The sequence below is a fragment of the Agrobacterium sp. SORGH_AS_0745 genome (genome assembly GCF_030818995.1).
Taxonomy (GTDB): domain Bacteria; phylum Pseudomonadota; class Alphaproteobacteria; order Rhizobiales; family Rhizobiaceae; genus Agrobacterium; species Agrobacterium tumefaciens.
In genome coordinates, this window is record NZ_JAUTBI010000001.1 from 1,221,625 (window position 1) to 1,243,352 (window position 21,728).

The window sequence follows — 21,728 nt, forward strand, 5'->3', positions numbered from 1 at the left end:
CGATTGTGGACCGTTTCAGTTGAATTCATTGGAGCGAAATTGGAACAAATCCTTGCTTCTGCCCCGCAAAAGGCGGGTTTTCAGGAAGAAAGCGCTGTTCGGGACGGGGTGATCGGCCTGCGCTGGAGCCGCAGTGCGGGCAGGGAGAGACGGCAACCGCTTATGGTTTGTTATTGATGTTCCAGCGCTGCATTAATCGCTGCATCGGTGATCGCGTCCAGCAGCTCGATTGCAGGATCATGCCAAGCGAGGCACCGTTCCACATCTTCGATCACAGCCATTTCTCCGTGCGCAATTTTATCCCGCTCATTCTTAAGGGTAAAGCAGAAGCCGCGAAATCGCTCGTAATCAAAGTCTGCTTGAATGATCCACTCTGTGAAAAACCGAAGCAATGGAAAGCTAAAGTTTTTTGAGTCGAAGACCTCTTTGCCGGCCGTAATGTTATTCAACATCACGTCATTGGAGTTGCGGTCGTTCGTGCGGCAAAGCAAATATCTGTGGTCTGCGACCTCGCGTAAAGCTTCTTTGCCGAAGAATGCGAGCCACACGGTCTTGTAATCGTAAGACTGGCGAGGTGTTGCTTTTAGAAAACTAAGATACTCCTTCGAAATTAGCTTAACCGCCTGATCGCAGTGGGCATAGATCATCATTGTCCATACTCTGCAAAGGTAGGGAAATTCAGCGCTGCCGCGGTGCCGCTCTGCTAGACTTCTCGCATGAGAAAGCTCAAGCTTCCGCCAGGCTCGGATCTCGTCCAGCCTTGTCTGAAGTTGTTCCACCTCCATTATTTAGCCCTAAAATACCGTTTACCGAACTCGATCAGTTCTGGAATTCGGCGTTGAGCGTTCTTGCCGCTTCCAGATGCCGACTTAAAGACTCTTTGACCCCCGACGGTATCGATCCGCGACTTGATCTCGCCGTTGGCAGGGAGCTTGTCAATGTTCTGGGCAATCCCCAACGCGACCGCTTCAAAGAACGAAATTGAGAACTTGCCGGTACCAGGGCTTGTCTTATACCGCAGCGCGTTTGCTCCCCAAGCCCTGTGAATGGCATCGAACGTCCGTTTAAAGACTTTCTCATAGTGATCGTAGTCGAAGTCTTCATCTGCCAAAATCTTTCGCAGTGCACTCGTGAGGAAGACGTCAACGCTTTTTGCTTTAGGCAGGTCGTTTATGGAGTCTGTGAGGAAGACGATGAAGCGCAGAACAAGTTCTACATCCATTCTCACCGCAACATCTCTTTCTGCCAACCCGCATGCGAGGAGGAACTTGTCGTATCCCGCCATCCTCTCAAACCAGTCAAGTGTCCCTTTGTTCTTTCCGGCCATGATTGCGTTGCGCAATTCTTGCCCAGAGATCGCTGTCCCCCCGGAGTTTAGGCGCTGAAATAGTTCGAACTTTGCGTCTAGGTCGGTCTCACGAAGCAAGATTGTCAGCTGAATCTTTGTGCGCTTGAAATCCAGCTGAATTCGCCGACTCAGGTCTTTCCAACTGTGCCCTTCAAATTCTGACAGATAAAAGAGATCATTTGATAGATTTTCGAACGGGGTATAGTACTGGTTGACCTGCGCGTTGCGCTTTAATTCTCCCATGAAATCAAGGATCGTCGAAAGGCGTTGCATACCGTCAACCACCTCCCAGTTCCCCTTTTCGTCTTGAGCAACGAAAACTGAGGGAAGGGGAAGACCAATCAAAATTGACTCTATAAGCTTTGACTTCTGTTCTGCTGTCCACCGAAAAAAGCGCTGATATTCCGGTCGAAGTATGATTTCGCCGTTTGCGTACATGCTCGCAAGTTCTCCGATAGACATCGGATAAGAGTCAGTCTTTACGACTTGCCGAGCTTCGTCGAGTATGGCCTCTAGGTTTTTCTTGGGTGCCACAAGCATTTCTCCAAATCAATTTGTCGCACAATGGTTGAACATAATTAAAATTTCAACCGCTAAACAGCCAGCTGCAGAGCAAGTTCGCAGCAAGGTAAATTCACGACCCTTACGCCGTCATCTGAGATATCCACAGAGATCGTTTTCTGTGGATTTCATTTTACAATTTGATGCTAACAAAACTGGAAACGTTAAGAGAATTCGAGCTACATTTTACAAGCTGCGCCTTCCCACGCGCCTGAGATCATTAGAAGTGCGATGGGATTTGTAATCAGGTGGTCAGCGCTACTTACATCGTGGATATGCCAGCAAAGACACCCTAATGCAGTGTGCGGTAATGGTGGCGCTTGACGTACCACACGCGCCATCCGGTGCCCTCGTAGCTGGCGGCAGTCCAAAGCGGATCGAGTATGCCAGCCGCTGCCATAGCTTCCTGAAAACTGTCGACGTGCTTGACGATGATGTCTATCAGTTCGCCAACGGTCATGTCGCGCACAATGGTAAAATTCTCGGATTCAAATCCGGCGTGAATGATGGTGTCCATGGCGGTAAGGTCATTTACAGGCCGGTCGGCGTCAATCTGCAAATCTGCAGTAGCCCATAAGGCTTCCCTCAAATGAGCGTGCGTTAGCGACGCTTTGCTCAAAGTGGTTAGCCAAACCTCGTGGAACGAAACGAGAAATTTGATGGCTAACCGATCGGTTATCCCACTGAAAAGGCCTTCTTTTGTCAGTCTCTCCGGGACCAATACTGACCGGCTAGCGAGTCCATGAAGGCGAACATAGGGACGCGGAAATATCGCAGGCGGTTTCACTCTCATTCGTAGGAACGAAGAATGAAACGATGACCGTGGATGTCCCGCATAAGGTGGATCTTTGGTAAGCGACCGTCGTCTGGTACATGGCCATTGATTTGGTCTTCTTCCACGAATTTCATCTTGAACCGCAATCCTTTTTCGAAATGCTCTGAGAAAGCTTCTGAGACGTTTAGGCAGAGTGCTTTTGCGTTCGCATCATCAGCTTTTATGTCGGCGTAAAGGCCGCGGATAAAGTTCTCTAGCATCTCGGTTTTCATGGAAACTTGGCGCAGCAGATCTTGCGGCACCTCGGTGAGAAACCGACCATCTGGCAACTTTGTCGTGTGATCGATTAAAATCGATTCCAATTCTCTGCGTAAGCGAGTGTACTCGATCATGCCCCGCTCAACGACTTGGAGCCTCTCGGCCAACAATCCACATTCATTAATAAGATCGGTTTTCCCAGCAAGATGAAGCGGAATAAATTCTTCAGCTGAAAAGGTTATGACCGTTTCTGCGCCTCCGACTTGAGATTTTAAAATCTGCCACAACTGCGGGTCTAGCGTCTTTCTCGCGTTGGCTTCTCTCAACTGTGTCCAGAAATACATCTTATGTGTGTGATAGCTATTCGCAATTCTTTGGACTTTTAGGAGCGCTGATAACGCATTGTTTTCGATGATTGACATACGAGTATCTTGGTCACGTTGTAACGTCTCCTTCGATGACTGCCGGGATTGAGCCCATGAAATGGCCCCACCAATTGCCGCGCCGACGACGCCGGCGACCAAGGTGGTAATGTCAGAGACTTTCACGCCCTCAGAAGATACGCTTTCAAAGACGAGGAACGCCACGACAAAAGACATCGTCACAGCCGCTCCGCATAGGAGTGAGACGAAGAATATGCGTATAGATTTTCGATATCTGAGCAAAATTATCGAGCCAAGAACAAAGGTTTCTCTATTTAGCTCGGACCGCGATCAAAGTCATCGCAGTAGTAAGACGGCCGCACAGCTTTTAAATAACTTGCCGCTAAGGTGAGGGGTTCTTTTCAGGTTGCATAATAAAATCAATGGCTGCAAAGGGCGACTAGGTGAGGGGGCGTTTTTCTAAAAATAAATAACAATTTGCTTTAAAAACAATTACATAGCTGCGCATGTAAGCAGGATTTTGGTGTCCACGAGAGGATTCGAACCTCCGACCCCAGGATTCATACCACTTCGGCTTTAGCCGCCGCCCATCTCCATTGGATAGGACGTTCGTGGTCTGGACTGTCCCTTCACCATGAGCCTTTCGGCTTTTAGGTGCTGCCCATCCAGTCTCTACACCTTCACCGGATTTCTCCAGAGCTTGGCTCGGGATTGGCATGCTGGAAGACCAGCGAAGCTTTCCCCGACTTTGAGCAGATCGATTGCGTCGTTTCCGGGCGCAACCCCCAATTTGTCTTAGGAATCCTGTGCTCTATCCTGCTGAGCTACGTGGACACTGAATTGCTCTTTAACCTGCCGTAGCCGGCGGATCAACCGCGTTCTTTATCGCGGTTGACCTGTTCCTCTGCTTTCTTTGCGTCCCGGTAGTCAGTTCGTCAGGCGTTGCTCGGCAAGTTTCACCCAATAGGAAATGCCGTAGGCGATGGCGTCGTCGTTGAAATCGTATCCAGGGTTGTGAAGGCCGGCCGAATCGCCGTTGCCGATGAAGATGAAGGCACCCGGCCTTTCCTTCAACATGAAGGAAAAATCCTCGCCCGCCATGGAAGGGTCGACATCGGGGTCGACGTTGTTTTCACCAGCCACATCGCGGGCGACGTGGATGGCGTGGTCGGTCTCGTCCGCATGGTTGAAGGTCACCGGGCAATAACGTTCATAGACGACCTCGGCTTCCGCTCCATTGGCAAGCGCTATGCCTTCCGCCATCTGCTTGATGCGATCCTGCGCGAGATCGCGCACCGTCTCGTCCAGACTACGCACCGTGCCGGCAATCAGCGCGTCGTTGGGAATGATGTTGTGGCTGGAGCCGGCGTGAAAGCGGGTGACGGACACGACCACGGATCGGATCGGATCGGCATTGCGCGAGGCGATCATCTGCAGATTGCCGACGATCTGTGCGCCGATCGTGATCGGGTCGATCGTGCGGTGCGGCTGGGCCGCATGGCCGCCACGACCTTTGACAGTGATCGAGAACTTGTCCGGTGCCGCCATGATACCGCCCTTGCGGATGGCGAACGAGCCGAGCGGAATACCCGGCATATTGTGCATGCCGTAGACCTCATCGATGCCGAACCGCTCCATCAGGCCGTCCTCGACCATGGCGAGCGCACCCGCACCGCCTTCTTCGGCGGGCTGGAAGATGACCGCGATGGACCCGGCGAAATTGCGGGTTTCCGCGAGATATTTGGCGGCGCCAAGCAGCATGGCGGTGTGGCCGTCGTGGCCGCAGGCATGCATGGCGCCTGCGGTTTTGGAAGCCCAGGGTTTGCCGGTTTCCTCAAGGATGGGAAGAGCATCCATATCCGCCCGAAAGCCGATGGTGCGATTGCCTGGAATATTGCCTCTGATGATGCCGACCACGCCCGTGCGGCCAAGACCGGTCACGATTTCGTCAACGCCGAAAGATTTCAGCTTGTCCGCAACGAAAGCTGCGGTGTTGTCGACATCATACAAAATCTCGGGATTTTCATGCAGGTGACGCCGCCATTCGCTGACTTCCTGCTGAAGTTCGGCGGCTCTGTTCAAAATCGGCATTCGTTCATTCCTGGGTTCATCGGTGCGGCATGGCGTAAAAGCCTATCCTCCGCGGTGGATAGTGCGCCGCATAATTGACGTAATCAATGTACTTTGCCATTGCTAGGACATATATGGTGAATATTGCCATTCCCTGACTGAAGACGGGAATTCGAGGATAAGCCTTGCCACAGAATCTTAAATCGCCAAACGCCGCCCGACGGCTCTCCGCAGCCATTGCCATCATGACCGCCGGCCTTGTTGCCGCTGCACCCGTGGCGAATGCCAATCCAAAAATGGTGGTCGATGTCAAAACCGGCAAGGTGATTTCCCACCAGGAAGCGTTCCGCAAGTGGTATCCGGCCTCGCTGACCAAGCTGATGACCGCCTATATCGCCTTTTCGCAGATGAAGGCCGGCAAGCTCAGCCCGCAGACGGAAGTGGTGATGAGCAAGAAGGCCGCCGACCAGCCGGCCTCGAAAATGTATTTCAAGCCCGGCCAGAAGCTGACGATGGACAGCGCGCTGAAGCTGCTGCTCATCAAATCCGCCAATGATATCGCTGTGGCGATTGCCGAAACCATCGGCGGCACCAGCGATAATTTCGTGGCGCAGATGAATGCGCAGGCGCAGCGGCTGGGCATGAGCTCCACCCGTTACATCAACGCCAACGGCCTGCCCGGCAAGGGCCAATATACGACGGCGCGTGACCTTGCGCTTCTGGCGTTGATCATCAAGCGGGAATTCCCGGAATATGCCCATTATTTCTCGCTGGAAGGTGTCACCACCGGCAAGAAGGACTACGCCAACTTCAATATGCTCGTTGGCCGCTTTGATGGCGCAGATGGCATGAAGACCGGCTTCATCTGCGCATCCGGTTTCAACCAGGTGTCCTCCGCCGTGCGCAACGGCCGTTCGGTCATAACTGTGGTGCTGGGGGCAGATAGCCTTGCCGGGCGAACCGACCAGTCCGCTGATCTGCTGCAGATGGGACTGACGGCGCCCTCGGGCCAAGGCGTTTCACTCGCCTCGCTGGCACCCTATGGCGATACCGCCGAGGTAAACGACGTCAGTGCCGAAATCTGCAATCCGAAGGCGGCCAAGGTGCGCAGCGAAAGCCGCGACGAGACCGGCCGCATGGTCATCCATTCGCCCTACGTTACGGAAATGACCCGTCCGCCGGAATATTCTTTCGCGGGTCTCATTCCCGGCAGTGAGACGGTGGCGGTCAACACCGCCAAGGGTGCGAGCGCCAAGGGACAAGTGGCCAACGTGCCGATTCCGATCCCGCGTCCGACATTCTGATTTCGCCTAACCGCACTCTTTATGGATGAGGGCGCGCGCGAAGCCTGAACGCTGCGCGGAATCTGTATTCGCAGCTTCGGTTTGTTATGATATTACAGTGTCGCTCGTGGCCTTCAGGCCCCGGGCGATTTTTTGTGATTATTGCGCGGTTCCGGATCTAATATCGGCCAACGATCTGCCGGAGCGGCCATCAACATACAGGCAAGACATGTCTCGCGATCGCATACCGGTTTCAATCATCACCGGATTTCTCGGCGCCGGAAAATCGACGCTGCTCAACCGGCTTCTCAAAGACCCCGATATGAGCGACGCCGCGATCATCATCAATGAATTCGGCGATGTCAGCATCGACCATATGCTGGTTGAAAGTGCAGGCGAGGGCATCATCGAACTGGCGGAAGGCTGCCTTTGCTGCACCGTTCGCGGCGAGCTGGTGGATACTCTAGCGGAACTGATGGACGGCATCCAGACCGGCAAGCTGAAGCCGGTGAAGCGTGTCGTGATCGAAACCACTGGTCTTGCTGATCCCGCTCCCGTCATGCAGTCTGTCATGGGCAACCCGGTGATTGCGCAGAATTTCGTTCTGAACGGCATCATTACGGTTGTGGATGCCGTGAACGGCCTGTCCACACTCGATAATCACGAGGAAGCGGTGAAGCAGGCGGCGGTGGCCGATCGGCTGGTGATGACGAAGCGCGCGCTTGCCGATGCTTCCACAATTTCCACGCTGTCGGCCCGCCTTCAGGCGCTAAACCCGCGCGCGACGATCGAGGATGGTGACCGGGCCGACTGGAGTGCTGCCGCACTGCTGGATAACGGTCTTTACGATCCCGGCAGCAAAAATGCCGATGTCGGCCGCTGGCTGGGGGAAGAGGCGGAACACGATCACCACGACCACGACCACGATCATGACCACCACCATCATGGCGACCACGATGGCCACCATCACCACCACGATGTGAACCGGCACGACGCGTCGATCCGTTCCTTCTCGATCATTCACGACCAGCCGATAGCCCCGATGGCAATCGACATGTTCGTGGACTTGCTGCGTTCGGCGCATGGGGAAAAGTTGTTGCGGATGAAGGCCGTCGTCAAGCTGTCGGACAATCCGGACCGACCCCTTGTGCTGCACGGGGTACAGAACATTTTCCACACACCCGAGCGCCTCGCGGCATGGCCGGACCCGTCTGACCAGCGCACGCGCATGGTGCTGATTACCAAGGATTTGCCGGAGGCGTTCGTGCAGGACCTGTTTGCTGCTTTCACCGGCACGCCGGGCATCGACCGTCCGGACAGGCAGGCGATGACGGACAATCCGCTGGCGGTTTCGGGGTTGAGGTTTTAGGTCGCAAAACGGTGGTTGAAACCCGCGGGCGGGGCACCCCTTTACCTTGTCGAGTATCTCACCCTCAAGGGGGAGATCGAGTGGAGTATTCTCGGCAGCGAGGGTAATTACGCTCCCTTCACGATCCTGAATCGGTGTCCTTTGGTCAACGTCGTAGTTTCAACCAGGCTATGCCCATCCTGGTTGCACATATGGGCAATATCGATAACCGCCAGCGGGTCGGTCGTCTCTACAACAAGAACATCGCCCGCCTGCAGGCCAGCGAGTTTTTTACGGCTTCTTAAAACCGGAAGGGGGCATTTAAGCCCCCTCAAGTCGAAAACTATGTCAGCCGTGTCGGTCATTCCTTGGCCCAGAACTTCCAGAACGGCTTCTTTTCCGGTGCTTCCGCTGGCGGTGCTGCGGAAAAAGCGAGCGGGTTCATGGCCGGTACAGGGACCTGGGCGGCAGTTCCGTTCTGACCAGGCCCCGAAGCCGCAGGCGTAGCAGCGGCAACCATTGTCGGGGCCGCCGGGGCAGGGTTCGATTGCGGAGCTGCGGGCTGGGTTGCCGAAGGATGCGGGGTCCGCAGAGAAGACGCGGTTGCGGTGGTCGCCGGCGAAGACGAGGTCACCTGCTGCGCCTTCTTCTCCATCAGCGCGGCATATTCCGTTTCCTTCATCAGCTTGCCGGCCTTCAGCGCCGAGCCGGTCGGAGCATAAGCGGGTTCGCGGCCCTTGCGCTTTTCGGCAACCAGCGCTTTGCGCTCCGCCTCGCTCGGGTCGTACCAGGCCATGCCGTCATATTTCTTCATCGCCTTTTCATAGGCGAGATCATAGGTCTTTTCGTAGCTCGAAAGCGCGCTCACCAGTGCCGGCGGCGTGCTCATGGCCGGGCATTGCGCAGATGCGTTGAACGTGCCGCCTTCGGTCTGCTGGTTGAAGACATATTTCTTCTCGCAGACATTCACTTCCGGCGGGCGTTTCGTGACTTCGAAATTGTCGTAACCGACCTTCAGCATCTTCCAGAAATCGAGATGCTCGCTCTGGCGGTGGCGGGCCATGTTTTCCGCGGTCATGCGGAAGGGAAAGGCCTGCAGCTGAACGGTCTTCTGGCCACCCTTGAAGGCGTCGCGGGCGAAACCGTAGATTTCAAGGATCTGCGCGTCCGTCATCGAATAGCAGCCGGATGACGAGCAGGCGCCATGGATCATCAGGTTGGTGCCGTTGCGGCCGTTGGCGGCATCGTAGCGGTTCGGAAAGCCGGTGTTGATGGCAAGGTAATATTTAGAGTTGGGATTGAGGTGCGCGGGCGTCAGGTTGTAGAAACCTTCCGGCGCCTGCCGGTCGCCCTCTTTCACCTTGGGGCCGAGTTTGCCGGACCAGGCGCAAATCTGGTATTCGGCAATCTTGTCGAAGCGGTTGTCGCGCTTGGCCTTCCAGATTTCCAACGCGCCTTCTTCCTTGAAGATGCGGATCATGATCGGCGAGGTGCGATCCATGTTCTTCTTGTCGATCTCGGCAAGAATGGACGGAGAAAGCGGGTAATCAACCTTGTTTTTAACGTGGGAGACGTCGCGTTCGACGGTTTCGAGCGTATCGTTGCAGCCGCTGAGAATGAGCGCGGTGCAGGCAAGAAGTGCAAAATGTGTCAAACGCATGATCTGATCCGAAAGACGATGGCACGGGCGACGGAGTTCTACACCGTCCCGCGTGTATTTTAAATACGGTATTAACCGTTTACATCTTCTTAACTCAAATCGGACCCGCCCCTGCGGCCGCCGATACATCTGTTGATGTGACCGGACTATGGCCGAGTTGGGGCGAGATTCAAGGAAAATAAGGCTGGAGCTAGATTGTTTTGGCTTCTTTTTGATCCACCAAAAAATCTAACTGCCTCTTTTTGCGCATTTCCGCACGTAAACCGCTGCGCACTTTTACTGGAAACGCTCTAAAGGTTTCTGCCGATATCCAGGAATTTCTGGCGGCGTTCGGCGCGCAGCTGCGTGCCCGAGCGCTGCGAAAGATCGGCGAGCGCCTTGGCGATAACGTCGCCGGTGGCACCAATCACGGCCGCCGGATCACGATGCGCGCCGCCCATCGGCTCGGGAATGATGCCGTCGATGACGCCAAGCGACTTCAGATCTTCCGAGGTGATTTTCATGTTGGTCGCGGCTTCCTTGGCACGGGTCGAATCGCGCCAGAGAATGGAAGCGGCACCTTCCGGCGAAATCACCGAATAGATCGCATGTTCGAGCATGTAGACGCGGTTGCCCGTGGCGATCGCGATTGCGCCGCCCGAGCCGCCTTCGCCGATGACGACGGAGACGATCGGCACCTTGACGTTGAGGCACATTTCCGTCGAGCGGGCGATGGCTTCTGCCTGACCGCGCTCTTCTGCGCCGACACCGGGATAGGCACCAGCGGTATCGATAAGGGTCACGACCGGCAGCGAGAAGCGGTCAGCCAGTTCCAGCACGCGGATCGCCTTGCGGTAACCTTCCGGACGCGGGCTGCCGAAATTGTGCTTCAGGCGGCTTTTGGTGTCATTGCCCTTTTCCTGGCCGATAATGGCGACGGGCTGGCCATTAAAGCGGGCAAGGCCCGCCTGGATGGCAGCGTCTTCGGAAAATTTGCGGTCGCCTGCAAGTGGCGTGAAATCCGTGAACAGCGCCTTGGCGTAATCGACGAAATGCGGGCGCTGCGGATGGCGCGCGACCTGCGTTTTCTGCCACGCGTTCAGCTTGGAATAGATATCCTGCATCGCGTCATTGACGCGTGATTCCAGGCGATTGATCTCCTCCGAGGTGTCTATGCTCTCGTCTTCATCGGCAAGCTTCTTCAGCTCGATGATCTTGCCTTCAAGGTCCGAGATAGGTTTTTCGAAGTCGAGATAATTGTGCATGAGATCCGTTTCCGATCGTTTTGCGCAAGGTTTGAGCCGGATTATCCGGCGGTTCCGGTCGCTCTAATCAAGGTTTTTGCCCTGTTTGGCAAGGGGGTGATGTGTTTGTACCAGCTCTTGCAGGCGTTCTTCCAGCACATGTGTATAGATTTGTGTCGTGGAAATGTCGGAATGGCCGAGCAGTTCCTGCACGGCGCGCAGGTCGGCGCCGTTCTGCAGAAGGTGGCTGGCAAAGGCGTGGCGCAGGACATGCGGTGACACCGCCGAGGGATTGAGGCCCGCGCGAATGGCAATGTCCTTCAGGTCGCGGGCGAAAACCTGTCGCGGCAGATGCCCTTCCTTGCTGTTTGAAGGAAACAGCCACGGACTTTCCGGACTGTCAGCCTTTTTGGGGGACGCGGGCGTCCTGCTTTTCTCAGGTACGAGCGACTTCCTGGCCGCGTCGTATTTTTCCATCGCCTCGATGGCCGCGCGAGACAGCAACACCATGCGGTCCTTGTTGCCCTTGCCGCGGATCATCAGGAAGCGTCCCTCCTGGCGCAAAACCTTGACCGGCAGCGAAACGAGTTCGCTGACGCGCATGCCGGTCGCGTAGAGAAGTTCGAGCAGGAGATGCATGCGGATGCGGGCAAGCTGGCCGGGGCCGGTTAAGGCGGCCTCTTCAGCAGCGATGCCAAGAAGTTTTGTCACGTCCGCGACGCTCATCGTCTTGGGCAAGGTGAGGCCCTTCTTGGGTGCATCGATGGTACCGGTCGGGTCGTCGCCGCGAAGTCCTTCAGAATAGAGGAACCGGTAGAATTGCCGCATGGAAGACAGGCGTCTTGCCTGCGACGTGGCTGCAAAGCCCTGAGTGGAAAGATGGGTCAGATAGGCCGACAGGTCTGCCGTGGCGGCTTCCATCAAGGACTGGCCTCGGCCACCGAGAAATTCACGCAGATCGGAAAGGTCGCGTTCGTAAGAAGAGAGCGTATTGGCGGCGGCACCCCGTTCGGCGCTCATCATTTCCAGAAAACTTTCGAGCCGCGCGCCGTCCCGCCCGCTCATCTCTTTGCTACTCATGGGGTGCGCCTTGCCGGCTCCGCCGACGGCGGGTTCAGCCGCTCGGAAGGAATGCGCACCGTCACCTCGCGATCATTGGGCTTGACGAACATGACCAGCAGCACCATGCCGCCATAGATCAGCCCCGCGATGGTTGCCAGTATCATCGTGAAGCGGAAGAGGGTTGGCATGGCGGCTCCGTGAGGGTGGCTGTCTGAAGGTATATGCGGTGCAGCGAAAGCGGCGACAAGATCAAAAAGCGGTAGTCCGCCGCTGCCGCATGCGGCGATGAATGTGATTCAACGCAATTCAGTCAGCAATTTGGCTTGACGCTTCGTAAACATTTGCAGATATCCATGCCAAACGGGCTTTCAATTTTATGAATGAAAAGAATTTATCTGTCCCGGTCACACTCGGGGAGCAAGCGCGGGCCAAGCTCGCCGGGCGCAACGTCGTCTTTGTCGGACTGATGGGGGCTGGAAAGTCCGCGATCGGTCGCATGGTCGCCCAGCAGCTCAAGGTCTCCTTCATCGACACGGATGTCGAAATCGAGCGTGTTTCCCGCATGACGATAGCCGAACTTTTCGCCACCTATGGCGAGGAGGAGTTCCGGGCGCTGGAAACGCGGGTCGTCAAGCGGCTGCTGCGCGGTGGCCCCAAGGTCATTTCTACCGGCGGCGGCGCTTTCATCAACGACAATACCCGCCGGCACATCACGCGCGGCAGTGTGTCGCTGTGGCTGAAGGCCGATATCGAGGTTTTGTGGGAAAGGGTCAACAAGCGTGATCATCGCCCGCTTCTCAAGACCGAAAACCCCAAGGCCACGCTGGCGGCTCTGATGGAGAAACGTTATCCGATCTATGCGGAAGCGGATCTGACCATCGAATCCCGCGATGTCCGCAAGGAGATCATCGTGACCGAAGTGCTGGCCGCCATCGCCGGCCTTGAACAGAAAGACTGAGCATCATGACGCCTTCCGAAATCCACACCGACGAACGTCTTGTCCATGTGCCGCTCGGTGAGCGCGCTTACGACATTCTGATCGGACCGGGCCTGATCGGCAGGGCGGGCGGCGAGATTTCGTCGCGGCTGAAGGGCAGGCGTGCCGCTATCATCACTGACGAGCATGTTGCACCGCTTTACCTCGAAGGCCTGATGGACGGCCTGCAGACGGATGGCATCGAGGCCGTTTCGCTGACCTTGCCTGCGGGCGAGAAGACCAAGAGCTTCGAACATCTGGTCACTGTTTGCGATGCCGTTCTCTCCGCACGGGTGGAGCGCAACGATGCGGTGATTGCGCTTGGCGGCGGTGTTATCGGCGATCTCGCCGGTTTTGCGGCGGGCATCGTGCGTCGCGGCGTGCGTTTCGTGCAGATACCGACCTCGCTTCTGTCGCAGGTGGATTCCTCCGTCGGCGGCAAGACGGGCATCAATACCCGCCAAGGCAAGAACCTTGTCGGCGTTTTCCATCAGCCCGATCTGGTGCTGGCCGATACGGCGGTGCTCGATACGCTGAGCGAGCGCGAATTCCGCGCCGGTTACGCCGAGGTGGTGAAATATGGCTTGATCGACAAGCCGGACTTCTTCTTCTGGCTGGAAAAGAACTGGGATGAAATCCGCACCGGCGGTCCCGCCCGCATCCAGGCGATTGCCACAAGCTGCCAGGCGAAGGCCGATGTGGTGGTGGCCGACGAGAAGGAAAACGGCGTACGCGCCCTTCTGAACCTCGGCCACACATTCGGCCACGCGCTGGAGGCAGCAACGAATTATGACAGCAAGCGGCTGGTGCACGGCGAAGGTGTCGCCATCGGCATGGTGCTGGCGCACCAGTTTTCCGCCCGCCTCAACCTTGCAAGCCCTGATGATGCCGCGCGCGTCGAAGCGCACCTCAAGGCGGTTGGTCTGCCAGTGTCAATGAAGGATATTCCAGGTGAACTGCCGCCGGTCGAGATGCTGATGGCGGCAATTGCGCAGGACAAGAAGGTCAAGGGCGGCAAGCTCACCTTCATCCTCACCCACGGCATCGGCCAGTCCTTCGTGGCCGACGATGTCGCGACGTCCGAGGTGCAGTCTTTCCTGTCGGAAAAGCATCCCGGCTGAGGCTTAAGGCGCGCGTTACCTAGAACCGCGTCGGCTCCCCCGGCGCCGCCGCCTCGATGGCGAGGGCATGCAGCCCGGCGTCGAGTTCCTGTTTCAAAAGTGCATTGATCGCCCGGTGGCGGTCAATGCGTGACTTGCCTGCGAAGCTTTCAGACACTATCTGAACACGCATATGCGTCTCGCCGGTGCCGGTTATGTCCGGCTGATGGCCGGCATGCATCTGGCTTTCATCGATCACCACCAGGCGTTCCGGCGAAAAGCTTTGCCGAAGCTTTGTTTCTATGCGTTCTCGCAGGGACATGCGATGGGCTCCAATCCTGTTGGCTGGTCTTTAAAAGGGGCTACCTAAAAGCCTGCAACATTCCGCTTTGTCAATTCTTGTTGTGCGCCTTTTCGCACCCCATAATCAGGGCATCATGAAACTGGATTCGAAATATTTCGACCGCATCCGTACACGCAGAAAAAGGGACAGGGAACCTGAGGTTCAGGCCCCGACCTGCCAGTGGGACGGATGCGACAAGCCGGGCGCTCACCGTGCACCTGTCGGCCGCAATGCCGAGGGGCAATTCTTCCTGTTCTGTTTCGAGCATGTGAAGGAATACAATAAGGGCTATAATTATTTCTCCGGGCTGTCTGACACCGAGATCGCCCGTTACCAGAAGGAAGCGATCACCGGCCATCGTCCCACCTGGACGGTTGGCGTGAACAAGACTGCGCGCGACAGCCCGCTGCACTCCACGCTGCGTTCCGGCGCGGCGGGCGCGGCCAATGCCCGCATCCGCGATCCTTTTGGCTTCACGAATGGTTATGCAAACGGGGCAAAGGCCGGCGGCCAGCGCCTGCAGCAGGACCGCAAGTTGAAGACGCTGGAGGCGAAAGCCTTCGATACGCTCGGCCTTTCTGCGGGTGCAAAGCAGGAAGAGATAAAAAGGCGCTATAAGGAGCTTGTCAAAAAGCACCATCCTGATGCTAATGGTGGCGATCGCGGCTCTGAAGAACGTTTTCGGGCTGTTGTTCAAGCATATCAATTGTTAAAGCAGTCAGGTTTCTGCTAAGCCAACGTTCGTGTTTACCGCCTGATTGATGATGTGGCCGGGTGGCCGCCGCCCGCCTTGGAGACGTGATGAGCAAAATCGACCTTGATATTTCCAACCTGCCCGACACGACGGTGTCCGTGCGGGAGGTTTTCGGCATTGATACGGATCTGCGGGTTCCCGCCTATTCGCAGGGCGACGCCTATGTGCCCGACCTTGATCCCGACTATCTTTTCGACCGCGATACGACGCTCGCTATTCTTGCCGGTTTTGCTCACAACCGACGCGTCATGGTTTCCGGCTTTCACGGCACGGGCAAGTCCACCCATATTGAGCAGGTAGCTGCCCGCCTGAACTGGCCCTGCGTGCGCGTCAATCTTGACAGCCACGTCAGCCGTATCGACCTCGTCGGCAAGGACGCCATCGTCCTCAAAGACGGCAAGCAGGTCACCGAATTCAAGGACGGCATTTTGCCCTGGGCCTACCAGCACAATGTCGCGCTTGTCTTCGACGAATACGATGCCGGTCGCCCGGACGTGATGTTCGTCATCCAGCGCGTGCTGGAATCCTCGGGCCGCCTGACGCTGCTCGACCAGAGCCGCGTTATCCGTCCTCACCCCGCCTTCCGCATTTTTGCGACCGCCAACACGGTCGGCCTCGGCGACACGACGGGCCTTTACCACGGCACGCAGCAGATCAACCAGGCGCAGATGGACCGCTGGTCCATCGTCACCACGCTGAACTACCTGCCGCATGAGCAGGAAGTGAACATCATTGCCGCAAAGGTAAAGAGCCTCAACAATCCGAAGGGTCGCGAAACCGTCTCCAAGATGGTGCGTGTGGCCGATCTTACCCGTTCGGCCTTCGTCAATGGCGACCTTTCCACGGTCATGAGCCCGCGTACCGTCATTACCTGGGCGGAAAATGCGGAAATCTTTGGCGATCTCGCCTTTGCGTTCCGCGTGACCTTCCTCAACAAGTGCGACGAACTGGAGCGCACGCTGGTTGCCGAACAATATCAGCGGGCTTTCGGCGTCGAGCTGAAGGAAAGTGCTGCGAACATCGTTCTCAGCGCCTGATCTTCCCCGGCTTGTCCGGAGAACATCACCGATGACTTGAAGACGCCGGCGGGCCGCGCATCCTTGGATGGGCGGCTCCGAAGCGTCGACAACTGACAGGAAAGACAATGGCAGCGCGCGGCGACAATTCCAGAGCAAAACCGGGTACGGCGGTCGATACCGAACCGTTGCGTCAGGCGATTGCCGGATGTGTGCGATCGGTTGCCGGCGATGCAGAGGTTGAGGTCGTTTTCGCCAATGAGCGGCCTGGCCTTGCCGGAGAGCGCATGCGCCTGCCGGAAATTTCCAAGAAACCCACCGCGCAGGAAATCGCCGTCACCCGTGGCCTTGGCGATTCCATGGCGCTTCGCCTTGCCTGCCATGACGCTGACACCCATGCGGTGATGTCGCCGCAGGGTGCCGAGGCGCGGTTGATCTTTGACGCTGTTGAGCAGGCGCGGGTGGAATCCATCGGTGCACTGCGCATGCCGGGCATGGCCTCCAACATTCAGGCCATGAACACGGAAAAATATGCCAAGGCGAATTTTTCGGGCATCAACACGAAGGACGATGCACCGCTTGCCGAAGCCGTCGCCCTTTTGGTGCGCGAGAAGCTGACCGGCGAAAAGCCACCGGCCAGTGCCGGCAAGGTTCTCGACCTGTGGCGCGACTTCATCGAGGACAAGGCCGCCGGCGACCTGAGCGACCTTTCCAAGGTGATTGGCGACCAGAAGGCTTTTTCGCGGCTGGTGCGCAAGATGCTGACCTCCATGCAGATGGCGGAGGAATTCGGCGACGACGATAACGAGCCGGAAAGCCAGGAGGCAGAATCCGACGAGGAGCAGCCGCGCACTAACGAGACCGAAGAAGAACAGGTCGAGGAAGAAGCCGGTTCCGATGCGACGCCCGCTGATGAAAGCGAGGCCTCGCAGGAGGAGATGGAAGAAGGCGAGATGGACGGCGCCGAGATGTCGGACGAGGAAATGTCCGACGATCTCGATGAGGATTCCGAGACGCCCGGCGAGACCCGCCGCCCCAACAGCCCCTTCGACGATTTCAACGAGAAGGTCGACTACCGCATATTCACCCAGGAATTCGACGAGGAAATCCACGCCGAGGAACTGTGCGACGAGGCGGAGCTTGACCGCCTGCGCGCGTTTCTCGACAAACAGCTCGCCCATCTTCAGGGCGCCGTCGGACGTCTGGCGAACCGGCTGCAACGCCGCCTGATGGCGCAGCAGAACCGTTCGTGGGATTTCGATCTGGAAGAGGGCTATCTCGATCCGGCTCGCCTCGTGCGGCTTATCATCGATCCCATGCAGCCGCTCTCCTTCAAGAAGGAGCGCGACACCAAGTTCCGCGACACGGTGGTTTCGCTCGTCATCGACAATTCGGGTTCGATGCGTGGCCGCCCGATCACGGTTGCGGCCACCTGCGCCGATATTCTTGCGCGTACGCTGGAACGGTCGGGTGTGAAGGTGGAGATTCTCGGCTTCACCACCAAGGCGTGGAAGGGCGGTCAGTCGCGCGAGCAATGGCTGGCCAGCGGCAAACCCGGCTCGCCGGGTCGGCTCAATGATTTGCGCCATATCATCTACAAGTCGGCGGATGCACCCTGGCGGCGTGCACGGCGCAATCTTGGCCTAATGATGCGTGAAGGCCTGCTGAAGGAAAACATTGACGGCGAAGCGCTGATGTGGGCGCATAACCGCCTCATCGGCCGCCCCGAGCAGCGCAAGATCATGATGATGATTTCGGACGGTGCGCCGGTGGACGATTCGACGCTGTCGGTCAATGCGGGTAACTATCTGGAGCGGCACCTGCGCGCCGTTATCGAACAGATCGAGACACGTTCGCCGGTGGAGCTTCTGGCGATCGGTATCGGCCATGATGTGACGCGTTATTACCGTCGCGCCGTGACGATCGTGGATGCGGACGAACTGGCTGGCGCGATGACCGAACAGCTTGCTGCTCTCTTCGAGGATACCAATACCGCCAGCTCGTCCCGCAAGGTTCGCCGTGCGGGATAAGCGGGGCCGGGCTTTTCTTTCCTGTAAATCGCTGGCGGTAGCTGCAGTTCTTGCGGTCGCAGCGCTCGTTCCGGTTCCCATCGGCGCGTCGACCATCGATGTTCCGGTCAGCGTCCGTCTGTTGTCAGGCTTCGAGGTCGGCACCAGCGCCAGGCGTTTCGGCAAGCTGGAATTTATCGGCGGCATGGTGATGAGCACGCCGGAAAAACTATTCGGTGCCATATCCTCCATCCGCTTTCGCCCAAACGGGCAGGAATTCGTTGCTGTGCTGGATACCGGCCACTGGCTCACGGGCAAGATCGCACGCGGCCCGTCGGGCGCGCTGTCCGGGTTGGCTGACGTGCGTATCACTGCCATGCTGGATGCCAGCGGCGGTGAACCCTCCCGCAAGATGGAAATGGATGCGGAAGGTCTGGCGCTGCGGGATGGCAAGGTATTCGTCAGCTACGAGCAGCGGCACAGGATCGACGCCTATCCCGATCCGGGGTTCGAGACCTCAAAGCCGCTCAGCCGCCTGCCTCATCTCATTCCCAACAGCGAACTGCGCCACAATGGCGGCATGGAGGCCCTTGCGGTCTCGCCGGCCGATTCGCCGCTTGCCGGTGCCCTTGTCGTGGTGGCTGAGAAAAGCATCGATGCCGACGGCAATCTTCTCGCCGCCATACTGGAAGGCCCGTTGAAGGGCACATTCGCGGTCACCCATCACCCCTCATTCGACGTGACGGACGGTGCTTTCCTGCCCAATGGCGACCTGCTGCTTCTGGAGCGCCGCTTCAATTTCGCTGAAGGGGTGGGGATGCGCATCCGCCGCATCAAGGCTGCCGATATCAGGCCGGGCGCGGTGGTGGATGGCGAAATCCTGCTGGAAGCGGGCATGGTCTACCAGATCGATAATATGGAAGGCATGGATGTGGTGAAGGGGCCTGATGGTTCCACACGCCTCATCATCGTTTCCGATGACAATCACTCATTTCTCCAGCGCAATCTGATGTTGGAATTCAAGCTGGTGGAGTGAAGGTTCACACCTGCTGCGCCGCCTTGTAGGCAGCCATCAGATCCTCGACGGGAATGCCGTCGATCTTCATCCCTGTCATTCGGTATCCTGTTATCTGCGCGCCGGACAGGTTGGCGTTGCTCAGTTTCAGACCGGAAAGATTAACGTCGTCGATCGACCAGCCGGACATGTTGCTGTCGGTAAATGACCGCGCCGGAAAAGTTGATCTGGTTGAAGCTGGTTCCGGCGAGATTGACGTCGTTGAACACCGTACCCGACAGATTGACGTCGTTGAAGCTGGAGCCTGAAAGCGTGGCGCTGGCGGCCTCCACAATATCGATAACGTCATTGATCTGCATATCTGCCTGCCTCTGATCTGTGCCACGGACCGCAGACTGCAACGCAGTCGGCTGGTTTGCAAGCGCGATTCGATCCACGCTCTCACCCCAGCCTTAAACCTTGGATGACAATGGTGTCAGCCCGATTTGGCGACCTTTGGCATCGGCTTCAGCGTGTTCATCAGTGCGCCGTAGGGCAGTAGCATCACGAGGCCGACGAGGATCTTCACCGAGAGGTCGCCGAGCGCCCAGGAAATCCAGCGCGGTGCCTCCAGAGCGAAGATGCCGAGCACGGGGGCATTTTCAATGGCGAAGGCATCGTTGGGACCGACGAAGGAGAAACTCGCAGCAAAGGCGATGGAGAAGAACAGCGCGGTATCCAGCACCGAACCCAGCATCGAGCCGGCAAGAGGTGCGTGCCACCAGCGCTGGCGGCGCAGGCGGTTGAATACGGAAATATCGAGCAGCTGGCCAATCAGATAGGCGGTGCCGGAGGCAACGGCGATACGCGGGATCGAGGTCCAGAAGGACAGTGTGACACCAACAATAAAACCGGCAAGTACGACGCGGCGCGCGACTGACGGGCCGAACTGGCGGTTTGTAAGGTCTGTGACGAGGAAGGCGACCGGATAGGTAAAGGCACCCCAGGTCAAAAGATCGCCGAGATTGACGCCGAACAGCGATCCGGAAAGCGGGTATTGCACCAGAATATTGGACGCGACGACCACCAGTGTCATCAGCAGAACGTAAATGAGCGTGTAGCGCAGGTAGGGCATTTTTTTATCCTGGGTGATGCCACCAGTTGGAGCCGAATTAGAACAAGCAAAAGGCTTGAGCGGCAAAAGCCATTCAAGCCTTCTGAATATCAGTGATGTCGAAACCGCTAATTAAGCAGCTTCGGCCGTCTTCTTGGCGATCTGGCGGCGCAGGAGACGAGCGCGCATGCTCAGTTCGTTTTCGCCGGACTTCAGAAGGAAGGCATCGAGGCCGCCACGATGTTCAACGGAGCGCAGAGCTGCTGCGGAAACACGCAGGCGGAAACGCTGGCCGAGAGCATCGGAGATCAACGTAACCTGGCAGAGGTTCGGAAGGAACCGGCGCTTGGTCTTGTTGTTGGCGTGGCTGACGTTGTTGCCCGTCTGGACGCCCTTGCCGGTCAATTCGCATACACGGGACATGGGTACACCTATTTCGTTTGTCTGTTTCACCACTGGCTCGCCACCGGCAAAACCGTGGTGGCAATCCAACTGGCCATGATTGGAAAGTTGCGGTTCTATAGTCAGACGGGACTTAACAGTCAAGCCGCTCGCGAGCAAATGAAAGGAAATTCCGGCGTTTTCAACCGGCATCCGCTTTTTTATTGCCACAAGTCGGCGTATATGATCGCCCCATAAGGCCGCTTCCGCGCCTCTTTTAAGGTGATATCCAAATGATTGCCAGAGGAAAAAGCATTTTCATGGCTGTGACAATGGCGTTTGCAGGCGTATCTCCCTCGCTCGCCGCCGAAGCCCGCCATACAAGCGAATACAGCATCAATCTCGGTATTCTACCAATTGCCAAGGCGAGTTTTTCGACTCGCATGAACGGCCCGAACTATTCGATTTCCGGTTCCTTCAGCTCAGCAGGGCTTGCAAGCGTTCTGGCGGATATTTCCGGCAAGACGACGATTTCGGGTGCCAAACGCGGCCATCGGCTGCAGGCGAATACATATTCGCTTGTTTACAAGGACGGCAAGCGGGTGCGGACCTATGATGTGGTCTATCGTAACGGCAACGTCACATCGACGACGGTGAAACCGGAGCCGAAGGCGCGGCCGGACAATTGGGTGAATGTGAAGGACGGCGACCTGCGCTCCGTCCTCGATCCAATCTCTGGCCTCATCATTCCCGCCGGCGGCCGCATCTGCCCGTCGCGCCTGCCGATCTATGACGGCGAATCGCGGCTGGATCTGGTGTTGAGCCCCAGCGGCACCAAGCCCTTCAAGACGAATGGCTTCAGCGGCGATGCCGTGGTCTGCAAGGCGCGTTACGTGCCGAAGTCGGGTTATCGCCAGGGCCGCAAGGATATCGAATACCTGAAATCCATTTCCATGGAGATATGGTTCGCCAAATCCGACAATATGGATGTCTATGCCCCGGTCTACGCCGTCATTCCGACGCGGGTAGGCCAAGTCTACATCACCGCCACCAAATATGGCGGTTGATGT

General features: G+C 57.2%; 22 protein-coding genes and 1 pseudogene. 9 read left to right on the forward strand and 14 right to left on the reverse strand.

What is annotated here, in order from left to right; all coding sequences use genetic code 11:
• Positions 1-170 precede the first annotated feature (170 nt).
• From QE432_RS05590 to QE432_RS05610, 5 genes are all read right to left on the reverse strand, one after another.
• A complete protein-coding gene (locus QE432_RS05590) occupies positions 171-785 on the reverse strand; it encodes an MAE_28990/MAE_18760 family HEPN-like nuclease (protein WP_306623604.1) in 615 nt (204 codons plus the stop codon).
• Complete coding sequence (locus tag QE432_RS05595; protein ID WP_306623606.1) at positions 785-1,882, reverse strand: DUF262 domain-containing protein; 1,098 nt, start codon at positions 1,880-1,882, stop codon at positions 785-787. The genes QE432_RS05590 and QE432_RS05595 overlap by 1 nt, the downstream gene beginning before the upstream one ends.
• 319 nt (positions 1,883-2,201) lie before the next feature.
• Positions 2,202-2,426 (reverse strand): hypothetical protein, encoded by a 225-nt coding sequence (locus QE432_RS05600; RefSeq protein WP_162694185.1) that lies wholly within the window; start codon positions 2,424-2,426, stop codon positions 2,202-2,204.
• Positions 2,427-2,698: 272 nt separating this feature from the next.
• A complete protein-coding gene (locus QE432_RS05605) occupies positions 2,699-3,541 on the reverse strand; it encodes a hypothetical protein (RefSeq protein WP_306623608.1) in 843 nt (280 codons plus the stop codon).
• A 711-nt stretch (positions 3,542-4,252) separates the two neighbouring features.
• Positions 4,253-5,416: a M20 aminoacylase family protein gene (locus QE432_RS05610; protein ID WP_035199638.1), complete on the reverse strand. Its 1,164-nt coding sequence runs from the start codon at positions 5,414-5,416 to the stop codon at positions 4,253-4,255.
• Between the two features lie 224 nt (positions 5,417-5,640).
• Between QE432_RS05610 and QE432_RS05615 the strand changes: the two genes are divergently transcribed.
• The gene (locus QE432_RS05615; RefSeq protein WP_046205618.1) at positions 5,641-6,699 is read left to right on the forward strand and encodes a D-alanyl-D-alanine carboxypeptidase family protein; all 1,059 of its coding nucleotides are present in this window, start codon (positions 5,641-5,643) and stop codon (positions 6,697-6,699) included.
• 208 nt (positions 6,700-6,907) lie between these two features.
• The gene (locus QE432_RS05620) at positions 6,908-8,047 is read left to right on the forward strand and encodes a CobW family GTP-binding protein (RefSeq protein ID WP_065704424.1); all 1,140 of its coding nucleotides are present in this window, start codon (positions 6,908-6,910) and stop codon (positions 8,045-8,047) included.
• A gap of 107 nt (positions 8,048-8,154) precedes the next feature.
• Here QE432_RS05620 and QE432_RS05625 read toward each other — a convergent pair whose 3' ends face one another.
• From QE432_RS05625 to QE432_RS05645, 5 genes are all read right to left on the reverse strand, one after another.
• Positions 8,155-8,391, reverse strand: coding sequence for a sulfurtransferase TusA family protein (locus QE432_RS05625; RefSeq protein WP_003511363.1), 237 nt, complete (start codon positions 8,389-8,391; stop codon positions 8,155-8,157).
• Positions 8,388-9,686, reverse strand: coding sequence for a L,D-transpeptidase family protein (locus QE432_RS05630; protein WP_025595405.1), 1,299 nt, complete (start codon positions 9,684-9,686; stop codon positions 8,388-8,390). Before QE432_RS05630 ends, QE432_RS05625 begins: the two co-directional genes overlap by 4 nt.
• A gap of 290 nt (positions 9,687-9,976) precedes the next feature.
• Positions 9,977-10,930, reverse strand: a complete 954-nt coding sequence (locus QE432_RS05635) for an acetyl-CoA carboxylase carboxyltransferase subunit alpha (protein WP_003511360.1) — start codon at positions 10,928-10,930, stop codon at positions 9,977-9,979.
• A 63-nt stretch (positions 10,931-10,993) separates the two neighbouring features.
• The gene (gene xerD / locus QE432_RS05640; protein ID WP_003511359.1) at positions 10,994-11,974 is read right to left on the reverse strand and encodes a site-specific tyrosine recombinase XerD; all 981 of its coding nucleotides are present in this window, start codon (positions 11,972-11,974) and stop codon (positions 10,994-10,996) included.
• 11 nt (positions 11,975-11,985) lie between these two features.
• Positions 11,986-12,159 (reverse strand): hypothetical protein, encoded by a 174-nt coding sequence (locus tag QE432_RS05645; protein ID WP_003511358.1) that lies wholly within the window; start codon positions 12,157-12,159, stop codon positions 11,986-11,988.
• Positions 12,160-12,347: 188 nt separating this feature from the next.
• On the opposite strand from QE432_RS05645, the gene QE432_RS05650 reads away from it, so the two are divergent.
• Positions 12,348-12,929, forward strand: a complete 582-nt coding sequence (locus QE432_RS05650; RefSeq protein ID WP_003511357.1) for a shikimate kinase — start codon at positions 12,348-12,350, stop codon at positions 12,927-12,929.
• A 5-nt stretch (positions 12,930-12,934) separates the two neighbouring features.
• Positions 12,935-14,068, forward strand: coding sequence for a 3-dehydroquinate synthase (aroB, locus tag QE432_RS05655; protein ID WP_003511355.1), 1,134 nt, complete (start codon positions 12,935-12,937; stop codon positions 14,066-14,068).
• A gap of 19 nt (positions 14,069-14,087) precedes the next feature.
• Here the strand turns inward: aroB and QE432_RS05660 are convergent, their stop codons facing one another.
• Positions 14,088-14,369 (reverse strand): BolA family protein, encoded by a 282-nt coding sequence (locus QE432_RS05660; RefSeq protein WP_065704422.1) that lies wholly within the window; start codon positions 14,367-14,369, stop codon positions 14,088-14,090.
• A gap of 115 nt (positions 14,370-14,484) precedes the next feature.
• Here QE432_RS05660 and QE432_RS05665 point away from each other — a divergent pair, with 115 nt between their 5' ends.
• The 4 genes from QE432_RS05665 to QE432_RS05680 all read left to right on the forward strand — a co-directional run bounded on the left by QE432_RS05665 (position 14,485) and on the right by QE432_RS05680 (position 19,205).
• The gene (locus QE432_RS05665) at positions 14,485-15,123 is read left to right on the forward strand and encodes a J domain-containing protein (RefSeq protein ID WP_065704544.1); all 639 of its coding nucleotides are present in this window, start codon (positions 14,485-14,487) and stop codon (positions 15,121-15,123) included.
• Between the two features lie 68 nt (positions 15,124-15,191).
• Positions 15,192-16,181 (forward strand): cobaltochelatase subunit CobS, encoded by a 990-nt coding sequence (cobS, locus tag QE432_RS05670; protein WP_003511352.1) that lies wholly within the window; start codon positions 15,192-15,194, stop codon positions 16,179-16,181.
• Between the two features lie 107 nt (positions 16,182-16,288).
• On the forward strand, positions 16,289-18,190 hold the full coding sequence (gene cobT, locus QE432_RS05675; RefSeq protein WP_013761798.1) for a cobaltochelatase subunit CobT: 1,902 nt from the start codon (positions 16,289-16,291) through the stop codon (positions 18,188-18,190).
• Positions 18,180-19,205: an esterase-like activity of phytase family protein gene (locus QE432_RS05680; protein ID WP_065704420.1), complete on the forward strand. Its 1,026-nt coding sequence runs from the start codon at positions 18,180-18,182 to the stop codon at positions 19,203-19,205. Before cobT ends, QE432_RS05680 begins: the two co-directional genes overlap by 11 nt.
• Before the next feature lie 4 nt (positions 19,206-19,209).
• On the opposite strand, the pseudogene QE432_RS05685 reads toward QE432_RS05680, so the two are convergent.
• The 3 genes and pseudogenes from QE432_RS05685 to rpmB form a co-directional block, all read right to left on the reverse strand.
• Positions 19,210-19,543 (reverse strand): annotated as a pseudogene (locus tag QE432_RS05685) (pentapeptide repeat-containing protein).
• Between the two features lie 116 nt (positions 19,544-19,659).
• Positions 19,660-20,298: a queuosine precursor transporter gene (locus QE432_RS05690; protein ID WP_003511348.1), complete on the reverse strand. Its 639-nt coding sequence runs from the start codon at positions 20,296-20,298 to the stop codon at positions 19,660-19,662.
• A 111-nt stretch (positions 20,299-20,409) separates the two neighbouring features.
• Positions 20,410-20,700, reverse strand: a complete 291-nt coding sequence (gene rpmB / locus QE432_RS05695; RefSeq protein WP_003509888.1) for a 50S ribosomal protein L28 — start codon at positions 20,698-20,700, stop codon at positions 20,410-20,412.
• A 251-nt stretch (positions 20,701-20,951) separates the two neighbouring features.
• Here rpmB and QE432_RS05700 point away from each other — a divergent pair, with 251 nt between their 5' ends.
• Entirely contained in the window at positions 20,952-21,725 is a 774-nt protein-coding gene (locus QE432_RS05700) for a DUF3108 domain-containing protein (protein WP_013761795.1), read from the forward strand.
• Positions 21,726-21,728 lie beyond the last annotated feature (3 nt).

Excerpts from the sequence above, each read along its gene's own strand:
- QE432_RS05590 (WP_306623604.1), bottom strand. The coding sequence starts at position 785 with ATGGAGGTGGAACAACTTCAGACAAGGCTGGACGAGATCCGAGCCTGG.
- QE432_RS05600 (WP_162694185.1), bottom strand. The coding sequence starts at position 2,426 with ATGGACACCATCATTCACGCCGGATTTGAATCCGAGAATTTTACCATT.
- QE432_RS05605 (WP_306623608.1), bottom strand. The coding sequence starts at position 3,541 with ATGTCTTTTGTCGTGGCGTTCCTCGTCTTTGAAAGCGTATCTTCTGAG.
- QE432_RS05610 (WP_035199638.1), bottom strand. The coding sequence starts at position 5,416 with ATGCCGATTTTGAACAGAGCCGCCGAACTTCAGCAGGAAGTCAGCGAA.
- QE432_RS05615 (WP_046205618.1), top strand. The coding sequence starts at position 5,641 with ATGACCGCCGGCCTTGTTGCCGCTGCACCCGTGGCGAATGCCAATCCA.
- QE432_RS05620 (WP_065704424.1), top strand. The coding sequence starts at position 6,908 with ATGTCTCGCGATCGCATACCGGTTTCAATCATCACCGGATTTCTCGGC.
- QE432_RS05625 (WP_003511363.1), bottom strand. The coding sequence starts at position 8,391 with ATGACCGACACGGCTGACATAGTTTTCGACTTGAGGGGGCTTAAATGC.
- QE432_RS05630 (WP_025595405.1), bottom strand. The coding sequence starts at position 9,686 with ATGCGTTTGACACATTTTGCACTTCTTGCCTGCACCGCGCTCATTCTC.
- QE432_RS05635 (WP_003511360.1), bottom strand. The coding sequence starts at position 10,930 with ATGCACAATTATCTCGACTTCGAAAAACCTATCTCGGACCTTGAAGGC.
- xerD (WP_003511359.1), bottom strand. The coding sequence starts at position 11,974 with ATGAGCGGGCGGGACGGCGCGCGGCTCGAAAGTTTTCTGGAAATGATG.
- QE432_RS05645 (WP_003511358.1), bottom strand. The coding sequence starts at position 12,159 with ATGCCAACCCTCTTCCGCTTCACGATGATACTGGCAACCATCGCGGGG.
- QE432_RS05650 (WP_003511357.1), top strand. The coding sequence starts at position 12,348 with ATGAATGAAAAGAATTTATCTGTCCCGGTCACACTCGGGGAGCAAGCG.
- aroB (WP_003511355.1), top strand. The coding sequence starts at position 12,935 with ATGACGCCTTCCGAAATCCACACCGACGAACGTCTTGTCCATGTGCCG.
- QE432_RS05660 (WP_065704422.1), bottom strand. The coding sequence starts at position 14,369 with ATGTCCCTGCGAGAACGCATAGAAACAAAGCTTCGGCAAAGCTTTTCG.
- QE432_RS05665 (WP_065704544.1), top strand. The coding sequence starts at position 14,485 with ATGAAACTGGATTCGAAATATTTCGACCGCATCCGTACACGCAGAAAA.
- cobS (WP_003511352.1), top strand. The coding sequence starts at position 15,192 with ATGAGCAAAATCGACCTTGATATTTCCAACCTGCCCGACACGACGGTG.
- cobT (WP_013761798.1), top strand. The coding sequence starts at position 16,289 with ATGGCAGCGCGCGGCGACAATTCCAGAGCAAAACCGGGTACGGCGGTC.
- QE432_RS05690 (WP_003511348.1), bottom strand. The coding sequence starts at position 20,298 with ATGCCCTACCTGCGCTACACGCTCATTTACGTTCTGCTGATGACACTG.
- rpmB (WP_003509888.1), bottom strand. The coding sequence starts at position 20,700 with ATGTCCCGTGTATGCGAATTGACCGGCAAGGGCGTCCAGACGGGCAAC.
- QE432_RS05700 (WP_013761795.1), top strand. The coding sequence starts at position 20,952 with ATGATTGCCAGAGGAAAAAGCATTTTCATGGCTGTGACAATGGCGTTT.